17 protein-coding genes are annotated in these 24,044 nt (G+C 45.2%); 10 read left to right on the forward strand and 7 right to left on the reverse strand.

Features of this window, described 5'->3' with window-relative positions; all coding sequences use genetic code 11:
• The first annotated feature begins 252 nt into the window (after positions 1-252).
• The 3 genes from ACKFKH_RS19585 (at position 253) to ACKFKH_RS19595 (ending at position 6,421) form a co-directional block, all read left to right on the forward strand.
• A complete protein-coding gene (locus ACKFKH_RS19585; protein ID WP_446860020.1) occupies positions 253-3,795 on the forward strand; it encodes a DUF4347 domain-containing protein in 3,543 nt (1,180 codons plus the stop codon).
• 405 nt (positions 3,796-4,200) lie between these two features.
• Entirely contained in the window at positions 4,201-5,142 is a 942-nt protein-coding gene (locus tag ACKFKH_RS19590; RefSeq protein WP_446860021.1) for a class I SAM-dependent methyltransferase, read from the forward strand.
• Position 5,143: 1 nt separating this feature from the next.
• On the forward strand, positions 5,144-6,421 hold the full coding sequence (locus ACKFKH_RS19595; RefSeq protein ID WP_446860022.1) for a glycosyltransferase family 4 protein: 1,278 nt from the start codon (positions 5,144-5,146) through the stop codon (positions 6,419-6,421).
• Positions 6,422-6,576: 155 nt separating this feature from the next.
• On the opposite strand, the gene ACKFKH_RS19600 is transcribed toward ACKFKH_RS19595, so the two are convergent.
• The 4 genes from ACKFKH_RS19600 to ACKFKH_RS19615 all read right to left on the reverse strand — a co-directional run bounded on the left by ACKFKH_RS19600 (position 6,577) and on the right by ACKFKH_RS19615 (position 10,625).
• The gene (locus ACKFKH_RS19600; protein WP_446860023.1) at positions 6,577-7,395 is read right to left on the reverse strand and encodes a class I SAM-dependent methyltransferase; all 819 of its coding nucleotides are present in this window, start codon (positions 7,393-7,395) and stop codon (positions 6,577-6,579) included.
• Positions 7,396-7,464: 69 nt separating this feature from the next.
• Complete coding sequence (locus tag ACKFKH_RS19605) at positions 7,465-8,355, reverse strand: glycosyltransferase family 2 protein (protein ID WP_446860024.1); 891 nt, start codon at positions 8,353-8,355, stop codon at positions 7,465-7,467.
• 52 nt (positions 8,356-8,407) lie between these two features.
• Entirely contained in the window at positions 8,408-9,283 is an 876-nt protein-coding gene (locus ACKFKH_RS19610) for an FkbM family methyltransferase (protein ID WP_446860025.1), read from the reverse strand.
• Complete coding sequence (locus tag ACKFKH_RS19615; protein WP_446860026.1) at positions 9,258-10,625, reverse strand: flippase; 1,368 nt, start codon at positions 10,623-10,625, stop codon at positions 9,258-9,260. The genes ACKFKH_RS19610 and ACKFKH_RS19615 overlap by 26 nt, the downstream gene beginning before the upstream one ends.
• Before the next feature lie 531 nt (positions 10,626-11,156).
• On the opposite strand from ACKFKH_RS19615, the gene ACKFKH_RS19620 reads away from it, so the two are divergent.
• The 3 genes from ACKFKH_RS19620 (at position 11,157) to ACKFKH_RS19630 (ending at position 14,639) form a co-directional block, all read left to right on the forward strand.
• Complete coding sequence (locus tag ACKFKH_RS19620) at positions 11,157-12,479, forward strand: hypothetical protein (protein ID WP_446860027.1); 1,323 nt, start codon at positions 11,157-11,159, stop codon at positions 12,477-12,479.
• A gap of 156 nt (positions 12,480-12,635) precedes the next feature.
• Positions 12,636-13,433, forward strand: coding sequence for a glycosyltransferase family 2 protein (locus ACKFKH_RS19625; protein ID WP_446860028.1), 798 nt, complete (start codon positions 12,636-12,638; stop codon positions 13,431-13,433).
• A gap of 78 nt (positions 13,434-13,511) precedes the next feature.
• Positions 13,512-14,639, forward strand: a complete 1,128-nt coding sequence (locus tag ACKFKH_RS19630) for a glycosyltransferase family 2 protein (protein WP_446860029.1) — start codon at positions 13,512-13,514, stop codon at positions 14,637-14,639.
• A gap of 4 nt (positions 14,640-14,643) precedes the next feature.
• Here ACKFKH_RS19630 and ACKFKH_RS19635 read toward each other — a convergent pair whose 3' ends face one another.
• Genes ACKFKH_RS19635 through ACKFKH_RS19645 form a run of 3 tightly spaced genes read right to left on the reverse strand, consistent with a single transcriptional unit; the run spans position 14,644 to position 17,694 of the window.
• Positions 14,644-15,237 carry a YdcF family protein gene (locus ACKFKH_RS19635; RefSeq protein WP_446860030.1) on the reverse strand — a complete coding sequence of 198 codons (594 nt, stop codon included), beginning with the start codon at positions 15,235-15,237 and terminating at the stop codon, positions 14,644-14,646.
• Positions 15,191-16,306 carry a UDP-glucose 4-epimerase GalE gene (gene galE, locus ACKFKH_RS19640; protein WP_446860031.1) on the reverse strand — a complete coding sequence of 372 codons (1,116 nt, stop codon included), beginning with the start codon at positions 16,304-16,306 and terminating at the stop codon, positions 15,191-15,193. Before galE ends, ACKFKH_RS19635 begins: the two co-directional genes overlap by 47 nt.
• On the reverse strand, positions 16,303-17,694 hold the full coding sequence (locus tag ACKFKH_RS19645) for a sugar transferase (RefSeq protein ID WP_446860032.1): 1,392 nt from the start codon (positions 17,692-17,694) through the stop codon (positions 16,303-16,305). Before ACKFKH_RS19645 ends, galE begins: the two co-directional genes overlap by 4 nt.
• Positions 17,695-18,147: 453 nt before the next feature.
• Between ACKFKH_RS19645 and ACKFKH_RS19650 the strand changes: the two genes are divergently transcribed.
• The 4 genes from ACKFKH_RS19650 to ACKFKH_RS19665 all read left to right on the forward strand — a co-directional run bounded on the left by ACKFKH_RS19650 (position 18,148) and on the right by ACKFKH_RS19665 (position 23,967).
• Positions 18,148-20,337 (forward strand): GumC family protein, encoded by a 2,190-nt coding sequence (locus ACKFKH_RS19650; protein ID WP_446860033.1) that lies wholly within the window; start codon positions 18,148-18,150, stop codon positions 20,335-20,337.
• 300 nt (positions 20,338-20,637) lie between these two features.
• Positions 20,638-21,669 carry a polysaccharide biosynthesis/export family protein gene (locus tag ACKFKH_RS19655; protein WP_446860034.1) on the forward strand — a complete coding sequence of 344 codons (1,032 nt, stop codon included), beginning with the start codon at positions 20,638-20,640 and terminating at the stop codon, positions 21,667-21,669.
• Positions 21,670-22,132: 463 nt separating this feature from the next.
• Positions 22,133-22,621, forward strand: coding sequence for a hypothetical protein (locus ACKFKH_RS19660; RefSeq protein ID WP_446860035.1), 489 nt, complete (start codon positions 22,133-22,135; stop codon positions 22,619-22,621).
• A 461-nt stretch (positions 22,622-23,082) separates the two neighbouring features.
• Positions 23,083-23,967 carry an alpha/beta fold hydrolase gene (locus tag ACKFKH_RS19665; RefSeq protein ID WP_446860036.1) on the forward strand — a complete coding sequence of 295 codons (885 nt, stop codon included), beginning with the start codon at positions 23,083-23,085 and terminating at the stop codon, positions 23,965-23,967.
• Positions 23,968-24,044 lie beyond the last annotated feature (77 nt).

Here is a 24,044-nt window from a genome sequence, read left to right on the forward strand (position 1 = left end):
TCAATTCACAATTTATACAAATCCTTCTTGTTCAAATACAGGCGAATCGGTGAAGTTTGTTGCGTTAACTCACAGCCAGATTGTTTTGTATGGGTGTTTTTTGAGTCAATTATTATTTCTAAAGCTGGTAATTTCCGGATAAGCTGAGTGATTTTTGTAACTTAATAGCGGGCACAATGACTTTAGTCTTTTGCCGACACAAATTTAGAGTTGCCCGATCGTTTTAACTTGTGAGTTTTAGGAGTACAGAGTATGGAATCTGCTGGATCGTCCGTTTGGAATCGTTCTGAAGTGTCGTTAGAGACAGCCTTACCCGATTTGACCTCGCAGGCGGCATCAGCCCCGCTCACAACTTCACCGTCGCGATCGGCTTCTCTACTGTTTGTCGATTCCAAGGTGAGCGATTATCAAAGTTTGATCGCAGGCACCCAAGCCGAAGTTCACATTCTCGATTCGACGGACGCGATCGCTCAGATTACTCAGACTCTGACAGGACGATCCAACATTTCCAGTTTGCAGATTCTCTCTCATGGAGCAGCCGGACGTTTGGCGTTGGGAGGGGATTGGGTGAATTTGGGCGATCTCGATCGTTACGCCAACCAACTACAATCCTGGGCAAGTGCGCTGACCGAAGATGCCGATATTTTGCTCTACGGCTGCGATGTGGCACGGGGTGAGATTGGTCAAACCTTTGTGCAACAGTTAGCAAAATTGACAGGTGCAGAGGTCGCCGCTTCGGATGACGTGACCGGAAACTCGGCCCTCGGTGGCGATTGGGATTTGGAGGTGAAGACGGGAGACATTGAGACACCTTTAGCCTTCGACCCACAAGCTTTGGCCCGTTACGACCACACTTTGGCAAATGTAGGGGATGTGATCATCAACGAGTTTTCTCAAGGCAGTGGTGGAGGGAAAGAGTGGGTCGAAATTTTGGTCGTCACCGATAACCTGAATCTTCAGAACCATCGACTCCTGGATGGCAACAATTCACTAAACATTCAACTAACTGGTACTGGCTTTGCATCGTTGAAATCGGGAACGTTGATTGTGCTGTACAACGGGGGTGATCAAGATGGAACGATCACCCCGGACTTAGCCTATAACCCCACAGCAGGAGACTACTCTCTACAAGTCTCTTCCCTAAACGCCACTGGAAACTTTGCAATCACTCGCACTCTTGGCTGGAGTGGACTGTCTGGTGAATTTGGTAATGCAAGCCAGACAGATCTTCCGCAGCTAATCAATACCAGTGGAACACAAATTTATGTTCTGCCTAGACAAAGCAGTGACGGAGGAAAATTTACGGCCTACCAGAGTAACGGTGCTGCGGGTGCTACCAATGCAAATAACTGGTCGCCTGATACCGTATCCACATCTGCAACGCCTGGACTTCCTAACGGTGGAAGTAATACAACCTGGATCAATAGCTTGCGTGGCAACGTTGCTCCTGTGCTAGATACTACTGGCAACCCGACTTTACCAACTATTCGGCAAGGAGTCTCTAATCCCATTGGGACGCGAGTCGCTGATCTGATTGCGAGTTTGGGCGGAACGGGCATCACGGATGCAGACTTTGGAGCACTCAAGGGGATTGCCATTACCGGAGCCGACAACACCAATGGAACCTGGCAATTCTCTACAAACGGCGGCACTAACTGGACAAATCTGGGCACTGTTTCGGACAATGCTGCTACCTTGTTAGGCGCAACGCCTCTCTACGCCCCTGAACTAGGAAATGCGATTAACACCCAGAGTTGGCTGTCTTATAACAATCTGCGATTTGTCTCTGGTATAGCTTTAGCGGGAACCTCAACTCAATTCCCTGGAACCAACGGCACTCTGCTCAACACCACAGCAGACATCCGCAACTATGCAGGCTACACCAACTATCAAATCAATCCTGATTTCTCACAATCCTTCAAGAATCCAGCGTTTCCATCCCTCGATCGCGCTTCCGGTTACGATCTCTCCTTCAATCTACAAGTTCTGCAAGAAACCCATACGAATAACGATCGAGGCTTTGCAGTCATTCTGCTCGGTCAGGACAATCAAGGCATTGAGCTAGGCTTTCAATTTGACGGCACGAACGGTCGCATTTTTGCCCAAAATTTAGATGCTCAAAATCAGTTTGTAGGAGCCGAAAGTATCTCCTTTAACACCAATGCGCTCACGGCCTACCGATTAGCGATTCAAGGCGACACCTATCAGTTGTTTGCTAATGGAACGCAGATTTTGACGGGGACTTTGCGCGACTACCGCAACTGGACTTCTCCAGACGGATCGCCTAGTCCCTATGCGCTGCCTAACTTTGTCTTTTTGGGTGACAACACGACTTCGGCTCAAGGCATCTTCAATGTGGGCCAGATCGCCCTTCAGACCGACACCCGGATTCGATTTGTCCCCAATGCCACCTATGCGGGTAACGCACAAATTAGCGTTCGAGCCTGGGATGGGGCTGATGGTGGAAGCAACGGACAAGCCAGTGTGAATGTCACCAACAACGGAGGCACCACAGCATTTAGTACGGCGGTAGAAACGGTTACGATCGCGGTTACTCCCCTCCCCACCCTTGGCATCAACCGGGTCACTCAAAACGAAGGTAACAGCGGCACCACGGCTTATACCTTCACCGTCACACTCTCGCAAGCTGTCAATGATACCGTCACCGTCAACTACACCACGGTTGATGCCACAGCCACCGTCGCTAATAGTGACTATGTAGCGGCTTCTGGTCAACTCACCTTTGCCCCCAATCAAACAACTCAAACTATCACCCTTCTTGCCAACGGAGACACCCAGCCCGAAAATAACGAAAGTTTTGGCGTTCGGCTCTCTAATGCGAATAATGCAACCATCAGCGGCACAGGCATTGGGTTAGGAATTTTGGTCAATGATGATGCGACTTCTGCCTGGCAAGTAGTGAGCAACGCCGACTTTGACCGAGATGGCTCGATCGACCTGCTCTGGCGCAACGCAATCACCGGACAAAACAGCATTTGGAAAATGAACGGCACCAGTTTTGCCTCGTCGATCGACCTGCCCACCGTGACTGGAGGCTGGAAAGTGATGGGATTGGCAGACTTTGACAAGGATGGCTTTACCGACATTCTCTGGCGCGACCCCAACACCGGAGGCAACGGCATTTGGAAGATGAACGGCACCAGTTTTGCCTCGTCAATCGCGCTGGCAACCGTCACAGGAGGCTGGAGCGTCGCAGGGTTGGCAGACTTTGACAAGGATGGCTTTACCGACATTCTCTGGCGCGACCCCAACACCGGAGGCAACGGCATTTGGAAGATGAACGGCACCAGTTTTGCCTCGTCAATCGCGCTGGCAACCGTCACAGGAGGCTGGAGCGTCGCAGGGTTGGCAGACTTTGACAAGGATGGCTTTACCGACATTCTCTGGCGCGACTCCAACACTGGAGCCAACAGCGTTTGGAAGATGAACAACACCAGTTTTGGGTCTTCTATAACGCTGCCTTCGATTCTGGGATCTAACTGGAGGATTGCGGGCGTAGCTGACTTTGACCGAGATGGCTCGATCGACATTCTCTGGTATGACGCTCAAGATGGCTTTACCAACGTTTGGAAGATAAATAGCACCAGCTTTGAGTCATCCTTCTCACTACCGACCGTAGGAGGCGCGAACTGGGAAGTTGTCGGACTCCAAGACTATGACAAAGATGGAAAAGTAGATATTCTATGGCGAGCAGACAATACCAACTCAACAACGATTTGGAAGCTTGACGGATTGAACTTTAGCTCATCGACTGACCTTCCGCTGGTGCTGTAGACACGAGTCGCTCGATCTAATTTCTCAAGCTTAGGGCAGATTGCACAGTCTGCTCTATTTTTTTGTTTGAACGACTCAGATCAGGTCTTGAACCGTGCAACGCTTGGGGAGACGGAGCCTCTACTCATGCTGGTGACAACCTGCCTGAGCAAGTACTGTCGTAGAGCCAAGAATCCCCGTGGCTTTAGCCCTGGAGAGTGTCAAAAAAGAGCGCTTGGCTTCAGGTTCAAACTTTTGTGTGCTCACAAATTTGCGGAGACTGCGTGATTAAAGATATTGGCTCTACAATTTCGAGAGTTGTGGGCAACCGTGTGTTTTAATAAACTACTTCCCTATCAAAGTTAGCCAAACTAACCTAAGTCTACTCAAATCGAAACCGCACAAGTTTGCAAGATGGTGAAAGAGATGAGCATTTTTTGTCCTCTTAGCGGCGAGTCTGATATTTCGCTGCTCGACAAAATCGACGCGGAGGTTTTAAAGAAAGTCTACCGTCAATCCTATTTGAGGTTAGATGTTTCATCTGAGTTAGAACAAGTTCAACAAATTGGTTTTTATCACTGCACTAAATCAGACTTAAGGTTTTTTTATCCTGCTGTTATGGGGTCAGAGCAATTTTATGAAAAACTCCAAAGATTTGATTGGTACTATACCGATGAAAAGTATGAATATGAGTATGTCAAAAATCTAATTAAAAAAACTGACCTTCTTCTTGAAGTCGGCTGCGGAAGTGGAGCCTTTGCTGAGAAAATTGACGTTCAAAACTACGTTGGATTAGAGCTAAGTGAAAAAGCCCAAACGATGGCATCTCAAAAAGGTTTCACCGTAATTAGAGAATTTGTGGAAGAACATGCTGCCTCAAAGACTGAATATTATGATGTCGTCTGTGCCTTTCAAGTATTAGAACATGTTGCAAACGTTCGATCGTTTATTGAGGCTAGTCTTCAATGTCTCAAACCCGGTGGCTTGTTGATTTATTCAGTGCCCAGTGCTGATTCTTTTTATGCATTACTGACTAACAATGTACTCAACATTCCGCCTCATCATGTAACCTGGTGGTCTGACAAAGCTTTGATGTATGTAGCTGATTTCTTTGATCTAAAGTTGATCTCTATTCGTCACGAAAAGCTGTCTCCTTTACATAGAAAAGGATATCTCGCCTACATCTTGACCCAGCGCCTCAAGCAGTTATTTAGCATTCGAGAGCGGCTGTTAGATGATTCACTGATTTATCGGCTGATCTCCAAGTTTTCGACCTTAATCAGTCTATTTTTAGAACCCGGTCTACAAGACGATCGGGCACTACCAGTTGGACATTCAGTTATCGTTGTTTACCAAAAGAAGGGGTAGCTTGAAAACTTTACTACTCAGTACCTTTGACATTAGCGGCGGCGCGGCGCGTTCTGCTTATCGACTGCACCAGGGATTGGTCAATTGTGGAACTGACTCAAAGATGTTAGTGCGAGCTAAGTTTAGTCAGGATTCTTCTGTGATTGGGGCTGATCAAAAAGTTACTCAAACCTTAAGTCGGCTAAAAACTTCTGTTGACTCTCTACCTAAAATATTGTTTAGAGGGTTAGATAAAAGTAAGCGAACTCCTTATTCTTTACATTGGGTTCCTGCGTTTAATTTGTCTAAGATTAAAGAACTAGATCCCGATATTATTAATATTCACTGGATTGGGGGTGGTTTTCTCAAGATAGAAGCGATCGCTCAACTAAAAAAGCCGATCGTTTGGACACTGCACGATATGTGGGGTTTTACAGGGGGATGTCACTATAGTCAGGGGTGCGATCGCTACCTAAAAGCCTGTGAAAGCTGCCCACAAATGCCGCCTAAATATAATTTAGATCTATCAAGTTGGGTGTGGCAGCGTAAGTCAAAAGCTTGGACTGATTTGAATCCAACGATCGTAACTCCAAGTCGCTGGCTGGCTAATTGCGCTCGTTCAAGTGCCTTATTTCAAGATTATAGAGTTGAAGTAATTCCTTATGGGTTAGATACAGAAACCTATAAGCCTTTTGAGCAGACCTTTGTTAGGAATAAGCTGAAACTTCCTTTGGATAAATACTTAATTCTTTTTGGGGCAAGTGATGCTCTTAGCAACTCAAGAAAAGGCTTTAACTACTTGCGATCGGCGCTAGAAACTCTCAACCACAAACTTCGCGATCGCTGTGAACTTGTCATTTTTGGTGCCTCTCATTCTGATGGAATTGACTTGGGAATTAAAGCGCATTATCTAGGAAACTTCAATGATGAAACTGCCTTAGCCCAAGTTTATTCAGCCGTTGATGTATTCGTTGCTCCTTCTCTAGAAGACAATTTGCCAAATACCGTAATGGAATCGATCGCCTGTGGAACTCCCTGTGTTGCTTTTAATATTGGTGGAATGCCGGATATGATTGATCATCAGCAAAACGGCTATCTGGCAAAACCTTTGGACGCGATCGACTTGGCACAAGGTATCACCTGGGTACTTGAAAACAGTCAATCCCAGAAATTGCGCTATGCGGCCCGTGAAAAGGTTGAACAGGAGTTTAGATTAGACCTACAAGCCAAACGTTACTTATCCTTGTTTGCAGAGGCGAAAGGATGTTTGGAAAATCTTGAGATACCGGGCAAATCTTGAAGTTAGTTCTCAGACATCTTATGAGGTTGTAATAGTATGTCTGCCGTTCATGTCCAGTCCAATTCACTACCCTGTTAAAATTAACAATGAGGATATGTTGCAAAACCTCCTCGCATCAAGTTTGGTTGTGTAAGTCAACTAGACATGAAGAACTTCTATCTTCTTAAGCCAATTGCTTTCAGCAAATGAGTACCAAAACTAATTAATGGAAATAGAATTTTTGATACTTTCTCAAGCCTCCGCAGTTTCTTCCAATCGAAGGAACCTACAGAAACTTTTTGGTATACAAAAGCATGGCTCCCGTTTAATTTATGAATCATTTTGAGTCCCATCATTTCAGCAAATAGATTGAAGGTATAACGGAAATGGAACGTCATCGGCAAGTGACATTTTATAACTGGACGAAAGCAATTTGCAACGATTAAATATCCGTCTATCTTTACTGCTGCAATCATTTCAGCTAAAGAATTCAAAGGGTCAGGAACGTGTTCCAGAACGTCTGTACTTATTAGGCAATCGTATTTTCGTTCTAGAGATTCCACGAATTTGATGTTTTCGTAGCTCTTAGTTTTCAGAATTGCATATTGGCTAGGATGGGGTTCACAAACATCGATCGTCAATTTTTTGCCCTTCTCAGCAAGCATACGAGCAAGCGTTCCAAATCCTCCACCAAAATCTACAACTGATGTAATTTGGTTTTGATTAATCCAATCAGATATTAGCTGACGATGCCGCAGTGAAGTTTCGTCTTGTTCAACAAATAATCCATAGAGTATCCAAATTGGATGTCTATAAAAAGCTGAGATCTCTTCCCAATTCAAGCGTACATTATCACAATTTAGTTCATTCCAAACCACATCCATTAGATTCCAAATATCTTGAAGATCTGGGGGAGAATGCTTTGCTTTCAGCAGCAAGCGCTTAATTTCTTTAGACTCTTGGTTTGATAAATTAGCATCCCATTCTAGATTCATTATCTTTTCTCCATTTGCTTAGTTTGTTTGAAACTATAGACTCGAACAAAATACTGCTTATCCAGCTAATCATTTGAAAATTTTACGTTTAATCTTAGAGAGAAGGCGGGGATTAAAGTGAGTTTTTTCAGTAAATTGGTCAGCCTGCCTATCTCGAATCATGAAAGGGGGATGCTGTAGGGGAAATTCCATTTCAGTTGAAGGGAGGTTTGCAAAGGCGCTTTCTACATCTCTTGTATGAGTTGCAACTGAATCAAACCCGATATTAGAGACCAGGTTGACATGGGGTAAAACAGTTAAACCACTTTGCAACCAACATGAATAAATCCAAGCAAAATCCCACGTATCAATTTTGTTTTCATAGAAGGTCTGAAACATTTTTGTCCAATATCGAGCAGCATTCTTGTCACCCAACCAATCATTGAGCCAGTTATCATCACGCAGAGTTTCCCACTGCTGCATCTCAAGGTCATACTGTTGCCATGCTCGTCGCCAAGTTGCCCAGCCCCAAATGTGTGGATAACAGGAAAAATAGTAGCTGTGGGGCATTCGTCTGCGACCAAACTGAAAATTACTGCCTGCGATCGCCATAATCCGCAAATCATCACGATAGCGATCAAGTAGAGCTTCACAAAAAGGAAAAAACGTTGAATCTGGTAGACAATCATCCTCCAAAATAATCGCCTCCTCTACTTGCTCAAACACCCAATCTAGCCCGGTAGAAACACGCTGCTTACAGCCTAGATTGATATCAGAATAGTTTTTTAATACGTCACAATCCCAGTCAACTTGATCAATAATGGCACGCACCGCAGCACATTGTTCAGCTTCTCCAGTGCGGTTCGATCGCGGCCCATCCGCCACAACAAGCAACTGGGTTGGTTTAGCTTGTCGAATCGCTTCAAAGACTCTGGCAGTAGTGTGCGGCCGATTAAAAATGAGAAAGGCAACAGGAGTCATTTCTTCTTTCTAAGGAGCTAACGAGAGATAAAACTATCAGGATTTGACTGGGTTAAATTTTGAGAGAATGCTGAACTTCAGGAAGAAATTTCTTATTAATTGCAACAATGTTTTGATAAGCAAAAATTTCCCAATGCATTGGAGAATAATCACCCCTTGGAATCAGTCCATCTGGAAGCAATCTGTAGAATGAGTAATCAGTTAGCAAATTTAGAATGTCTTTGAGAAAGACTCGACTGACTACATTCATTTCATTAAACTCAAATTGCACCATATCTATATTTCTCTGCTTTAGTGTCTGCTGAGTCCCTAATAAAACCTTCAGTTCATTTCCCTCTGTGTCAACTTTGAGAAGTCTGATGCGATCGAGATTAGAGCGTTGAATAAACTCATCCAAAGTGATCACATCTACTTCCCAACTTTCAGAAGCGCCTTTGTGAATGTCATTGATAACGTCTTGATAAAGAGAGGCATGAGTTGAGCCACATTGAGCGCCCTGATAATCGTATAGTTTTAGCTTTCCTTGGATATCACTACAGGCTACATTGATTGCAGTGTAATGATGCTGGCTTGCCTGATCTGATAACTTCTCAAAAGTTGTTGGGTGAGGCTCAAATGCATATATCTTGGCAGTTTGTGAAAGCCTTCTAACTTTATTAGAATACTCTCCAACATTGGCACCCACGTCAATGACCACCCCATCATTTAGAAACTCAGAAATTTGGTTGAGAAAGGCATCTTCTCCACTCTGCTGATCATCGTCATAGTTGAGGAGTCCTATTCCTCTCAAACTAAGTTGAAAAATTAATTGGTTTAACCTAAAAAGCGATTTTCTAAGAAAAATGAGTCGATAGATCCTGATTAGAATATTTCTAACTCTCTCACGAAGAACCTTCCGCATGTCAATCTCTCCTGGATGAACGATCACAAAAACTCTTAATGCTCTTACTTATTCTATAAAGAGCGCTGGGGATTATTAAAGCTTTGGTTTGCATTCCAAAAAATGCTCTCGTTTTTGCAAAGAAAGCAGTTGCAATGTAAGATGCAAAACATTGAGCAATCAGAGTAGAAATAGCCGCTCCGACTCCTCCATAAAGCCGGATAAAGAAATAGTTTAGAACGACATTAATTCCTGCTCCGATCGCAGTTGACAGAAACGCAACCGACATATAGCCTTCTACTGTCGTCCAGGAGGTTCGCACCAATCCTAGCGAGACAAACAGACCACTCCAGATGTGAATTGATAAGATTATTCCAGCCTCTGCATAACTTTCTCCGTAGAGCAGCGTCACGATTTGATTAGCAGATAATGACACAATCAATGCGATCGCATATCCCAGGACGGACAACCAATCGAGAACTTTTTGAAGTCGATCAAAATAAATCTCTGAGCCTTTTTGTTTAGCTTGTACAAGGGCTGGAAAGATGGAACTGGTGATAGCTAAGGGGATAAAGTACCAAAGTTCCGATACTCTAACTGCTGCTGAATAGATGCCAACCGCTGCGTCGTCTCTCATCTGCCCGATCATAATTTGATCAGTTCTCATGTAGATCATGATGACAAAACTGGAGAGAATTAATGTCCAGCTATCTTTTAGCAATTCTACGGCACGTTCAGTGCTAAATCTCCAGGCTCTAATCAGGTTTCCTTGAAGTCGATAAATGCTCAATAAGCCAAGCGCGCTTAAAGAAGCTTCTACTAAGTAAGATAATGCAAATAGAGTTAACGAAGCATGTAGATAAATCAGTAAAACTCTCAAAAGATTGGCGGCGACTAATGCTATATTTTTAGCCCAAATCGAGTATTTTGATTGAGTTTGTGACTGGAACCAGAAGTCAATAACATAAAAGGATTCAAACAGCATTCCTGCTGTAAAAATTGCAACTAGCCAATGCAATATAGCTTCTTGAGGGCGAAGTATTAGAATAATGCTAACTGCTACCAAAATGGCTAGTAGCTGGGCCACTAACTTTAGAATTAAAGCGGTTCCCAGCGTCTCATCTTTGCATTCCGGCTCACGGACTATGTTTCTGATGATGATTCCATCGAGACCCAAGTTCGCGATCGAGTTAAAGATAGAGGAGAATGCAAACGCATAATTATAAAGACCAAACTGCTGCGGTTCTAAATAACGCGCAACCCAGACACCTACAACTAGTCCGATCGCCATCCGTAAAATCTTGTCGCAAAACAGCCAGGTTGCATTCCCTAAAATCTTCAATAGATTAGGACTTAGCCTTTGCGTGATGATGGACAGCCTATTTGTCATTAATTTATGCCTCTAACTCATATCGACTGCGCCACCTAAAAACACCATCTGTAGATTTTATACAAAAAGCCTTGGAGACTTAGAATCACCCTGTCCAGAATCTTGGCACAACTGCACTTAAAAAATTCTAGTCTTACCTCAACATTTTCTTAGACCAGTAGAGAGATTACCGGATATAATAATGCGAAACTGTCCTGGAAGTTCATAAAAAGTGCTTGCTGCTCCAGTATTCAAGTGATTTGAAAAGTCCAGCTTGTACATGGAGAGAGGACTCAAAATCAGCACCTTTACCCGTTGTTAACAATGACTTCTTACAATCCACGCCCTTTAATTCCTGCCTCTAGTGGTGACATAGAGTTTGGCAATAATACAGAGGAAGTCTAACACTCTTTAAGTAAAATTTTGAGGTAGATCGAGAAGATTCTTTAAGTTGCAATTTTCATTTTCTGCAAACCCCCTCAGCAGTCTTATACCAGGAGAAGAAGGAAGACAGTAGAAGCCCTGTGAACCCAAAATACAGATACAGTAGACATGATCCAAACCGACTTGATTTTCCCTTCAAAGAAGCAGCAACCTTTAAGCCACTATTTTCTCTGGTTTTGGACAATGATGATTACTGCGAGCCTGATTCTGTCTCCTAGATTGGGCGAGAGTGGGCTGTTAAATTTTATTCGAGTAGACGATGTTCTGCTTCCGATCACGGCGATCATCACGATCGTGCTGCTTCCTAGAATTCGTCCTATTCGCAAAATCGTGCTGGCTTTTCTGAGTTTGTTTTTGTTTAACTCGATAGTAGCAGTCGTCAATCACTATTCTGGCTTTAACAACGTCTCACTCTTTGAAAAGCTTCTTCCTTCCTTAAAAAGCTCACAGTATCTAATCTACTTCTGTTTCTTCTTTGCAGTCTCCTGTAAATTAGCGTCGAAGGAGTTTAAGAGGATTGCGGCTAGCTTAATCTTCTGCTTTGTTCCTAATTTGATCTATGCATTTATTCAGATTACTACCTCAAGTTTCTCAGGTTACTACGGATTAGGGATTTTGAATGAAATTAGTCCTACGCTCACTGGCTCTGTATTTTACTTCTTCGCAATCTTGTGTAGCTTATTTTTCATGATTGAAAGAACTGAGATCAAACAGGCTTTCTGGGTAGTCTTATTTTCACTAAACGTCATTTTTACAGGGCTTACTGGCTCAAGAGGCGCGCTTTTATCTTTGTTAGTTTATTTATTTATCTTAGTTTTTTGTGCACTGTTAAATCTTAGAAATAGCAGCAAGTTAGGAGGTCGCTTAGTGTTGCTTTTGATAGTCGGTGTGACTCTCTGTTATCTCTTCATGACTTTGAGTCCGATGCTGGGAGTTAACATACAGCCCTTGTTAGAAAATCTACCTCAACGTCACCTGGAACTATTTACTTCAGATGTTCAAGAAGAAGGTAGGGTGACCAACTGGTCTGGAGTGATTTCAGACTATGCGTGGCTGGTTTCTCAATCTCCTGCGCTAGGTTTGATTGGATTGGGGTCGGGAGGCACCTATGAAATCTTTGGCATGTTGCTCAATGCTGCGGATAGTCAGTTAGTTTATGTTGCTGTGAGTGGCGGTCTAGTTGGCGGTTTGTTGTATCTGAATGCTTTGAAAGAACTATACTTATTTTTTAGAAGAAAGCTATCACAAACCCTCCTTCCAATTGCACCTTTGATGATAGGACTTTTCTGGTCTTTCATGACATTTTCAATCACTCAGGAAGTGTTTACACTGTCAAAAACTGGAGGGTTATTTTGGATGTTGTGTGGCTTTCTCAGTGGTGCGATTTGCAGTCAGTCTGTTTCAAGGAAGTCTGAGCCTCACCAAGCGTGATAGTGATGAATTGTGGAGTTTCTGCCAGTAATGTCCGCTTACAAGAATTCAGTCTTTTCTTAAATTATTTTCGTAAACTAGAGGCGCAACTGACTCAATTAGCCTCATTGATTTAGCCTCATTGATTTAGCCTCATCGATCGAGAGAAGCACAATCATGAACCAGCCAACGCATACAAATGAGCAGGTTTTCATCCAGCTTGATGTAGTTACCTTGAGTCGAAATTCTTCTAAGGTAATTCCAGCAACTTTAGAGAGTGTGAGTTCGCAAACCTACTGCCACATTAATCATTTAATCATTGACGGAGGCTCTACCGATCGTACTTTAGATATTATTCAAGACTTCGATCATGGCAAGTCTCTTTCAATCGTTGATCAGCAGGGTTCTGGAATTACAAATGCGTTTAACATTGGCTTGAGCCACTCTACGGGACATCTGATTATCTTTCTCAATTCGGGGGATGTTTTTGTGGATGAGAATGTAGTAGCCAGACTGGTAGAATCTTATCGAAGCGATCGCTGGCTTTGGGCCTTTGGAGAAACGATTTCTAGAAGTCGTAGAAAATATCTCAAGCGTCATATCAAACACCCTCAACGATGGCAACAAGAATTATTTCTATATGGCAATCCAATTTGTCATCAATCTGCGGTCTTCTCCCGTGAGATTCTCGAAAAGGTTGGACGATATGATGAGCAGCTTTTTTTAGAAGCAGACTATGACTTTAATGTAAGAGCTTCTCTAGTTGCTCCACCCCATCTCTTGCGCTTTCCAGTTGCTTATTATGATACGACGGGGGTATCCTCTACGAAGGTATTTGAAAGCTATTTATGCCATCGAAAACTGCGTAGAAAGTACTTTTCTTTTAACCCAGTTCGCAACTTTTTGCTCGACGCGACCTGCTTATTAAAAACAACAAAACGTTTTTTGATGATTCCTGCCAAGCAGCTTTTATAAAAGATTTCTAAATGATAAATGCAGCCAATAAATTGTAATTTGGTTAACCGCTTTGTCTTATAAATCAGAGGTACCTCAGTGCTTGATGATTCTGTTTCTAATTGTCCAACGGTGACAATCGCCATCCCAACTTACAACGAATCTTTGTACATTGAAAGAATTATTCGAGACTTCTTATCGACCAAATATTCAAACCTGGTTGAAGTCTTGATCGCAGATGGAGGTAGCAATGACGGAACTCAAGAAATTGTCAAAAAGTTATCTTTGGAAGATGCGAGAGTCCAACTAATCGACAATCCTCTTAAACTTCAGGCAGCCGGACTCAACATAGCGCTTGAAAAGGCGACGGGAGAAATTTTTCTACGAGCGGATGGTCATTCAGATTATGCGTCTGATTATATTGAGCGTTGTGTTGAAGAACTTTTGAGTTCTGGAGCAGCTAATGTCGGTGGCGCACAGCGTTTTGTTGCAAAAAATGCCTTTCAATCGGGAGTTGCATTATCTACTAGAAGTTTCTTGGGGAGTGGAGGCGCAAAATATCGTAATCCTCACTACGATGGCTATGCGGATACTGTCTATTTGGGCTGCTTTTGGCGATCGCTATTATTAGAATGCTCTGGTTATTGTGCAGAATCAACTCCCAATGAAGACTATGAGCTAAACCTCAGACTGATAGCTACTTTTGACGTAAATCAAGTTACAAATCAGGATGCTGAACTTAATCAAAGATTGCAGTTGCAAAACTCAAAAGCGATTTATGTTAGCTCTAAAATTCGTACCTGGTACTATCCTAGAAATAGCTGGCGATCGCTCTTTATTCAATACTTCAGATATGGGAGAGGTCGCTTTCTAACGACGACTAAACATGCACACTCAAAGCTTCGAGGAAAACTACCTTTTTTGGTGATTTCTTTGAGCATCGCTGCTGTGTTATTTGACGTAGCTTTCCCTCAGTTAGGACTGCCGATCGAACAGTTGATTCCTGGCGCTTTTCTTCTTCCTTTGTTAGAAAGTTTGCGCGTTAATCTAAAGTATGGCGACACGTTTGAATCAGAGTTTTGGCGCGGTGAAGAAAATCAAATTCCCTCGTTCCTGAGTCGATGGTTTTTTTGTAGCGTAGCCATTTGTACAATGCCGATCGCTCACTTTTCTGGCTTTGCTTACCAACTCGTTCGTCACAATGTTTTTGGAATCAAGCATTGGTAATCTGCTATCGGGCATCGATCCGGGTATTCAACTTTGCCCCACTACGACCAGTCACAAGCCAAAGAAACGATCGCCCACAATCTCGTAAAATTCGCGTCAAAGATTCTGACGGTTGGTTTTGGCTGGGGACGGAAACTGGAGTCACGATAATGCCACGACTACCGAATACGATCGTTGCGATCGCCCTGGCCCGCCGCATGTGATAGTCCGAGGTGATCAGATAAAAGTGCCGTAGTTTTTGTTGAGAAAAATCATTGGCAAGCGAGGTGAAATTTGTCACAGTATCGGTCGCTCGGCCGTCAAATCTAACTCGATCCTCCGGAACACCCGACTGTTGAAAAATCTGGCGATGCTCAACTTCGTAAGCTGGAAAATCAGTAATCCAAATCGTTAAATCAGAGTGAGAATGCCAGAATTGAGCCGCAAACTTCATGCGATCGACATCTCCTCCCAACACAAAAATCGCCTGCGGATGGGGAGTTTGGTGAATTGAAATCGCTAATCGAATCGGAACCACCGCACTGACAGTCACGCATCCCAGCAAAAACCATTTAAACAATTGACTGGGGATGTCTCGCGATCGCGGGCGCTTGTACATGGTGGCTCTTGGGAGAAGGAGTCTGCGCGACAGGAAGCGATTGTCTAAGACGCTTGGCGAGAAGTTGGATGAGAGGATGTTTGAGGGTCTGGTTGTCGCGGTGAATTTCCCAGTAGAGGGCAGTACGAACGATCGTATCCAAATGATAGTGGCGCGGTTGCCAGTTGAGAACTTGACGAATGCGATCAACGCAGGCAGTCACACAGGCCGGATCACCCGGACGGCGATCGGTTTCAATGACCGAAAAATCAACTCCCGAAATCGCCTTGACGCGATCGATCACCTGCCTGACGCTATAACCCTGACCATAGCCACAGTTTAATACCTGGCTCTCGTGACCTGCTTCGAGATAGCGTAGGGCTGACAGGTGAGCCGAGGCGAGATCTTCGACATGAATGTAGTCGCGAATTCCAGTGCCGTCGGGAGTGGGGAAATCGGTGCCAAAGATTCTTACGCCCGGTTTACGGCTCAAAGCAGCGTCACAGGCGGCTCTAATCAGGTGCGTCGCTTCAAGATTCATTTGTCCGATTCGCCCTCTCGGTTCGGCTCCGGCCACGTTGAAATAGCGCAAAATGACGTGGCGCAACTGAGATGCTTTGCTGGTGTCTTGAATTAGCCATTCGCTCATCAGCTTTGATCGGCCGTAGGGGTTGATGGGCCGGGTGGGAGTATCTTCGGTCACGGGATTGCGATCGGGTTCTCCATAGACGGCCGCTGTGCTAGAAAAGATCATCTTATCAATGCCAAAGGTTTCACAGCAGCGCAGCAAATTTAATGTATTGCGAGTGTTGTTGGTGTAGTAGTCAAGCGGATTGGTGATTGATTCAGGAGCATTGAGGCTGGCCGCAAAATGGAACACCGCCGTAAATTGATGAGTCGCAAAGACTTTGTAGAGGCGATCGACATCCGCTAAATCTGCATTAATCAAATTGCCCGACAGCACGGCCGACGCGCTACCCGTTGAGCAGTTGTCATAAACAACTACGTCGTAGCCTGCTTCACCCAATTGACGAACCACATGCGAACCAATGTAGCCTGCACCGCCCGTCACCAAGACTTTTTGACTCATCTGCCTTTTCCTAATAGAACAACTCGAATGGTTTTGAATGCGATCGCCCACTCTAACCAGAGGGAGTAATTTTTGATGTAGTACAAGTCATAGGCTAATTTCTCGTAAGCATCTTCTACAGAGGCTCCGTAGGGATACATCACCTGTGCCCAGCCTGTAATGCCCGGCTTGACCCAATATCGAACGTCATAATAGGGAATTTCTGCTGCCAGCTTGGTGTCAAATTCGGGGCGTTCTGGACGAGGGCCAATCAGGCTCATTTCTCCGCGCAGCACGTTCCAGATTTGGGGCAATTCGTCGATTCTCATGAGGCGTAACCAGTACCCGACTCGTGTGATTCGAGGATCACGCTCTTGTGCCCATTGTGCGCCCCGCGTCTCGGCATCTTGATACATTGATCGAAACTTGTAGACCTTGAAGGGCTTACGATTTAGCCCAGATCGCATCTGGCTATACAACACACTGCCGGGACTATCCAACCAAATTGCCAGAGTCGCCGCGACCATCACAGGTGAGAATACGAACAGCAATGTAATCGCGGATACCACGTCAACCATGCGCTTGATTTTGAGCGTGACCCGATCGCTGATCAGCCGATATCCACTACTCGAAATAAACCAACAATCACTGAGTAATCGAGAAGGTAATTTATAAAAGAACGCTTCATAGAAATCTAGTAATCCATAGATCACAGTACCCTGTAACCGCAAGTGCATCAGTTGCTTAATCTGTGGCTCGATCAGCTCATCTTTGGCAGAGACAATGACTCCCGACCAGGATTGAGAACGCTGAGTTGAATGATTGTGCGCTGCAATACTAGACGATTCGATCGGCAAAGTGAGCATGGTTAGTTCAGAATTTTCAATCACGACTTGTCCCGATGGCTGTAGTGCTGAGAGATCCTGAACTAGTCTCCAGGTCTGCTCTCCAGCCCCTACAACTAACCAGCGATCGCACTGAGATTGAGCTTGAAACCAGGCGATCGCACCCCGTCTTAAAACAATTGCCCAACCCGTAAATAAGGTCAAACTAAGTAGCAAAACGTCTCTTCCGGCCAGTGAATATGCTATCTCTCTTCCTAATAAGTAAATGAGAGCCGCACTGAGCAGCGCGATCGTTAAATTACTAATTACAATTCGCAGCGACACCCAAACGCCTTGAATCTGCAACTCTGGACGATAGCCATCGACTAAATACAACCCAGTCAAAACAAATAATCCAACGCTATAGAACAGCGGATGTACGCTAACGTAACCCAAACGGAACCACAGTGCCAATGACAAACAAATGCTAAATCCGAAAATGTCTCCGGTGAGAAGCGCGATCGCAAGTTGACGGCGAGAGAGCGGTAGTCTTGCTGACGATTCAGAAAAAAGAGTGCTAGACATCTGAGTACTTAAAGCGCGAAAAGGGCAATGGGAGGGCGATTGAGCAATCCAATTAAGCAATCAAATCGTGTTCTCTGTAAAACGACCACCACAAGCAGTTATTTTCGATGAATTCTTGAGAAATGAAGTATCATGTGCCGATAAATCACAGCCATTACAAATTTCACCAAGATGCCCAATTATGGATAAGATTACGGAATTTGCAAAAACTTTTCTTCATTTGTCGAGATACTGTCGAGATACTACAGAGATTGTTAGACAGACTTGAGAAAACACTGTGATGCCTATCAAGCAGGATGGCCTCGCCGTCTATGGGCTACAGAGGAGAACCCAGATAGCCAATTAACTTTAAATTCTGACTTCTCTATTTGATCTAAACTTTTGTGTGAGTTACTCCACCTCGATCGCGCTCAACTTTCAAATCCCTCATTCCTGGTCTCTCTCGGTTTTGCCATGCTATCTAACCCTGAAAATCAAGATTCTCTCGATTTGCAGCGCTATTGGCTGATTTTTAAGCGGCGCTGGCTGGCTGGTTTTATGGCGCTCGGCTCTGTATTTGGGCTGACAATTGCGCTCACCTACCTGCAAAAGCCTATCTTTGAAGCAGAAGGAACCCTTTTATTTAACAAGACGAATCGAGTCTCTTCACTTTCTGGAACGATGGAGAAAGCAGGAGAGTTAAGCGGTCTGACCCAGTTGAGTAATCCGCTAGATACTGAGTCTGAGATAATACGATCAACACCTCTGATTCAGAAAACGATTGCCAGATTGAAGCTCAAAGACGCAGACGGGAAACCGCTTACAGTTGAGGAATTTCTCAAAAAACTAAAGGTCAAAAGCATTCGGGGAACCGATGTATTAGAGTTGTCTTACCGCAGCACAAACGCTAAAGAAGCGGCAATGGTGGTCAATCTGCTCACCCAAAATTATCTAGAAAGCAACGTTCGTATGAATCGGGCTGAGGCCGTCGCTGCACGAGAATTTATCAGCAAAGAACTGCCCACCGTCGAAGCCAGAGTTTCAGAAGCAGAGAGCTATTTGCGCCAATTTAAAGAAGCCAATCGGGTGGTATCGCTGGACGAAGAAGCCAAAACAATGGTGACAGGACTGAGCGATCTGGCAGATCAAATCACCAAAGCGCAAGCAGAATTGGCAGACACGACTTCTCGCGCTCGATCGATGCAAAATCAGCTAGACCTGAATGCACAACAAGCGATCGCTCTCACCTCTCTGAGTCAGTCTACTCAAGTCCAGCAGGTGTTAAACGACTATCGGCAGGTGCAAAATCAATTGGCGGTACAGCAGGCGCGCTATCAAGACGGCCACCCCCTGATCGCTAACCTCAAGCGTAGAGAAGCCGCCCTCAAAACTCAACTTGACAAACGAGTTACCCAAACTCTGGGAAATCCTCAAGTGGTGGCCGATCAAAACTTGCAAATCAGTCAGTTAAAACAAGGCATGACGGCGGAACTGGTCAAGCTGGAAGTCGATCGCAGAGGACTAGAAAATCGCGTCACCGTCTTGAGAAATGCCTATGTGTTTAATCAAAATCGGGCCAATGTGCTGCCCCGGTTAGAACAAACTCAACGGGGGCTAGAACGTCGATTACAGGTGGCGCGATCGACCTACGAAGAACTGCTAAAACGGCTGCAAGATGTCCAGGTGGTCGAAAATCAAAATGTGGGTAATGCGCGAGTCATCTCGGCGGCAATGGTGCCCAACCGTCCGATTTCTCCTCGAATTTTGCTCAATCTTGCACTGGGCGGATTTCTGGGAATTTTGGCAGGTCTGTCCGTGATGGTGATATTGGAGGCAATCGATAAATCGGTCAAAACCACCGACGAAGCCAAACGACTGCTCGACTTTCCGCTGTTGGGAACAATTCCTCGATTTTCGCAAAAACTGGGAGAAGGGGCGGCGATCGTTCCTGTGCGAGACAATCCCTATTCGCCTGTGAGTGCTGCCTTTGAGATGCTGCAAACGACGCTGGGCTTCACCATGACTGACCGGGCGCTAAAAGTCGTGTTGGTAACCAGTGCTCTGCCGACCGAAGGCAAATCGTTTGTCGCTGCCAATCTAGCGGTCTCGAATGCTCAGATGGGTCGTCGGGTGCTACTGATTGATGCGGATATGCGTCGTCCGAGTCAGCATGGCATCTGGGATTTGCCCAACTTTAAGGGACTCAGCGATGTGTTGGTGGGTCAGGCAGAATATCGAACCAGTGTCGCTGAGGGATTGATCAATTTGGACATTCTCACGGCGGGCACGATTCCTCCTAATCCGATGGCGTTGCTCAGTTCCAAACGGATCGCAGCCGTGATCGAAGCGGCCAAAGCAGATTATGACTTTATTATCATTGACACGCCGCCGATCGCGCTTGCTGCGGATGGTCTGACACTGGGCAAGCTGGCGGATGGCGTGCTGTTGGTGGTGCGTCCGGGGGTGGTGAATTCGGGTGCGATCGCGGCTGCAAAATCGCTGTTAAATCAATCCGGTCAGCGCGTTTTGGGCATGGTGGTGAATGGGGTAATTCCTAAAAATGAATCGGGCAGCTACTACGGAGTCGATCGCTACTATGGCTATCGGCCCACGATTAAGCTGACTGGAGACGTTAGACAAAAGATGTTAGACCGGAGACCTTAGACAAGACCTTAGACAAGACCTTATACCAAATCCACTAGTTACTGATACAGATCCTCGCCCCCTAAATCCCCCATTTTGGGGGACTTTGAAACGGCTTCCCTGATAGGTTCTTTTCAAATCTAAGAGATAGAAATCGGTTAATTAACTGATTTTTTATGAGTATCATTTGTTGGTTGATTTGGTATTAGACCGGAGTTCAAAGACCGGATTCCAAAGACCGGATTCCAAAGACCGGATTCCAAAGTCCAAAGTCTATAGTCCGAAGCCCCTCCCCTACGAATGCTTTGCCCCTTAATTTCTATGACTCCTTCTTTTTTGAGATCTGGACTGGTGACGATCGTCTTTGCGACAACGATTCAAACTTCTGTATTGGCACAGGCTTCGCCGACTTTGCCGCCTCCAACAGTGACTCGTCCAATGGGGACGCTCAATTACTTTTTGGGCCCCGGAGATGTGTTGGATATCAAGGTTTATGATTACGAAGAATATACGGGAGCGCAGGTCGTCTTACCCGATGGAAGCATTACTCTGCCTTTGATTGGGAGATTGGTCGCCAGCAACAAAACACCCGACACCCTGGCTCAAGAAATTACAGCCCGATTGCAGCCGTTACTCAAAAATCCAGTGGTGACGATCGGCATTAGTAAACTGCGGCCGATTCGCGTCAATGTAGCGGGCGAAGTGCAGCGTCCGGGCCCGATCCAACTCCAAAGTTTGGCTCCGTTGAATGCGATCGGAAGCACCAATCAAGTGTTTACTCCGACGCTCACGGAGGCACTACTCCAGGCGGGGGGGGTCAGTCGCAATGCAGACATTCGTCGCGTCATGCTCAAGCGATACAGTCCCACTGGCGATGCGGCTCCGATCGTCGTGAATTTGTGGGAAGCGCTGCGATCGGAGAATGCTCAGACGGATCAAGTTTTGATGGATGGAGACACGATTTTTGTGCCCAAGGCGGAGGGTGACAATCCTATCGATCGTCGCATTGCAGCGCGGGCGGTGTTTTCTCCTAAGACGGTGCGCGTGCGGGTTGTCGGTGAGGTCAAAAAACCGGGAGAAGTAGAGGTGCCGCCAGAGGGTACGTTGTCTAGCGCAGTCGCGATCGCGGGCGGCCCAACCGAAAAAGCCAGACTAGGTAAGGTGACGTTTGTGCGGATGAATGAAAACGGTAAGGTCGATCGTCGCGATCTAGATCTGCGAAACTTGACCGATGATCAGCAAGTCCAGGATGGCGATGTGTTGATTGTGCACAAGAGTGTGGCTCGCGATATTTTGGATATTGGTTCACAGGTGCTAGGGCCCTTTGGGTTCTTTTTGAATCTCTTTAGATGAATTTTTCTGGATAAATTTCTCAAAAATCGACGGGTTTGGGCGGTAGGGTTGAACGCGCATTGATTTGACGATCGTGTTTAACGTCAGTCCGCTGAAGTCTTTCACTACGGTTATCAATTCGAGCAGCCCCCTAAATTCCCCACGAGTTAGGGACTTTAAACCGCAAATCTGGTCTGAAAATCCTTCAGGATTGGATAGTTGGGAGGTAGAAGCGCTGAACAATGAAGTGAAAAAATGTAGTCGAACTTACATTAAGTTTTAACTAAGTTAAAGTAATCATATAGACTAAACTCTATTGCAAAGTTGAGTAATAGGGGTTTTAAGCTATTTCTAACCAGCTATTCTCTGCTCTAGTGATAGTCAGTGCAGCTAACTTAAGGATGCTGTAATCACCACTGAGTAGGGACTTTAGCGATTTTGGAAGAAGTGATAGCCTTTTCATAAGTGCAAAATAAAGTCAAGTGTGCAAGCTACATGTCAAGAAACACTGACTTTACATTTCGCTATTCAACAAATCTTCTTTCCATATGGCATCGCCTACATTGATCCAAGTTGGGAAGTCGATCGCTGCATTCGCATGATTAATTTCTCAGAATGTGTGCTGGCAGAGGCAATGCACGGAGCGATCGTCGCGGATGCGCTGAGAGTGCCCTGGATTCCGATTAAATCAGATGGCAGCATCAATGACTTTAAGTGGCAAGATTGGCTTTCTACGCTCAATCTTCAGCACAATCCATCCAAAATTAGTCGGTTATACATGCCGTCAAAAGACGGTATTCCAAGAAACTTCAAGTTCTGGATTCACTCAAAACGTATTGAACAACAATTCAAGAAAATTATCAATCAGGGGAGTCCTCTCCTCAGTCAAGAATCAACCATTGACCGCATACATCATCAACTCAACGACAGACTTGCACAACTCAAAACAGACGCTCTAACCGGAAGTTTATAAAGACATTAGACCTTAGACATCAAATCCGGTTCCTCCCTTTTGAAGCTGCCGTGTACACACACGTCGATCGATCTGTCATTGCTGAGATCCTTCGCCCCCTAAATCCCCCAAAAATGGGGGACTTTGAGCCGTCGTCATGGCTTTGAACTTTGGAAATCTTTCCTTGGTCAAAGTCCCCCAGACTGGGGGATTTAGGGGGCTGAAGCCGACTGAAACGAAGCGAGAACGACTTGTGTGTACACGGTAGCCCTTTTGAAGGGGGTCAGGGGGATTGCCGAGTCTCTATCTCATAACCAAACCCGTCTCAAACATTCTCTCAACCTCTAGCTATTGATTTCTGGACAAGAACTTCAGATAAAAAAGCGTTTGGTATTAAAGTCCCCGTCCAAAGTCCCTCGTCCGCAGTCCCTTTCTCAAACGATCGCGACTACAATCAGGACAAGCATTAATGAGGGTTAGCCATGTTTCTTCCTCCTGGTTTTGGCGAACGATCGGTGCTCACTCACCTGGGCAGAATGGTTTACTACACAGCGTTAGATGCTCCGTGGGGTGAATCGGATACCCAAGAGACACTTGTTTTTTTGCATGGATTTGGGGGTGGGTCTTCTGCTTATGAATGGTCAAAAGTCTATCCTGCGTTTGCGGCAAACTATCGAATCTTGGCACCCGATCTGATTGGCTGGGGACGATCGGATCATCCCGCTAGACGCTATCAGCCCGACGACTACATCTCCACAATTATTGAATTTTTAGAAAAAACCTGCACCGCTCCTACTCGCGTGATCGCGTCTTCTTTGACCGCCGCTTATACAATTCGAGCTGCAATCCAGCGTCCTGATTTGTTTAAGTCACTAATTCTAACGACCGCTGAGGGACTCAAAGAATTTGGCAAAGACTATAGCCAGAGTTTATTTGCTCAAGTGGTGAATGTGCCGATCGTTGATCTGCTGCTGTATAAAACTGGAATTGCAACGTCTTTTGGCATTCAAACCTTTTTAGAACAGCGTCAGTTTGCCCATCCAGAGCGGGTCTTTCCAGAAATCACTGCCGCTTATCTAATGTCTGCCGAGCGCGACAATGCAGAATATGCAGCCCTGTCGTTTGTTCGGGGAGATTTGAGCTTTGACCTGTCGCAATTTATTACGCAACTCACCACGCCCACAGCAATGATTTGGGGGCAAAAAACCGAGTACACCAGTCCAGAAATCGGCCGCCGTCTTGCTGACATGAATCCCCAGTCCATTCGCATCTTCTACTACTTAGACGACGTAGGCCTCACACCTCAATTAGAATTGCCAGCGGTGACGATCGGACTGATTCAAAAATTCCTACCGCTACTCGACTAACGATCGGTCGATTAAAGTTCATGTTGCTCTGTGCCCCAAACGGCAACAGCGGAACTCCTGGATGACTCAACAAAAGT

It is taken from the genome of Phormidesmis sp. 146-20 (assembly GCF_052939475.1).

Coding starts and splice junctions, on each gene's coding strand:
- ACKFKH_RS19615 (WP_446860026.1), bottom strand. CDS start 10,625: ATGACAAATAGGCTGTCCATCATCACGCAAAGGCTAAGTCCTAATCTA.
- ACKFKH_RS19635 (WP_446860030.1), bottom strand. CDS start 15,237: ATGTACAAGCGCCCGCGATCGCGAGACATCCCCAGTCAATTGTTTAAA.
- galE (WP_446860031.1), bottom strand. CDS start 16,306: ATGAGTCAAAAAGTCTTGGTGACGGGCGGTGCAGGCTACATTGGTTCG.
- ACKFKH_RS19585 (WP_446860020.1), top strand. CDS start 253: ATGGAATCTGCTGGATCGTCCGTTTGGAATCGTTCTGAAGTGTCGTTA.
- ACKFKH_RS19590 (WP_446860021.1), top strand. CDS start 4,201: ATGAGCATTTTTTGTCCTCTTAGCGGCGAGTCTGATATTTCGCTGCTC.
- ACKFKH_RS19600 (WP_446860023.1), bottom strand. CDS start 7,395: ATGAATCTAGAATGGGATGCTAATTTATCAAACCAAGAGTCTAAAGAA.
- ACKFKH_RS19650 (WP_446860033.1), top strand. CDS start 18,148: ATGCTATCTAACCCTGAAAATCAAGATTCTCTCGATTTGCAGCGCTAT.
- ACKFKH_RS19620 (WP_446860027.1), top strand. CDS start 11,157: ATGATCCAAACCGACTTGATTTTCCCTTCAAAGAAGCAGCAACCTTTA.
- ACKFKH_RS19655 (WP_446860034.1), top strand. CDS start 20,638: ATGACTCCTTCTTTTTTGAGATCTGGACTGGTGACGATCGTCTTTGCG.
- ACKFKH_RS19645 (WP_446860032.1), bottom strand. CDS start 17,694: ATGTCTAGCACTCTTTTTTCTGAATCGTCAGCAAGACTACCGCTCTCT.
- ACKFKH_RS19625 (WP_446860028.1), top strand. CDS start 12,636: ATGAACCAGCCAACGCATACAAATGAGCAGGTTTTCATCCAGCTTGAT.
- ACKFKH_RS19665 (WP_446860036.1), top strand. CDS start 23,083: ATGTTTCTTCCTCCTGGTTTTGGCGAACGATCGGTGCTCACTCACCTG.
- ACKFKH_RS19605 (WP_446860024.1), bottom strand. CDS start 8,355: ATGACTCCTGTTGCCTTTCTCATTTTTAATCGGCCGCACACTACTGCC.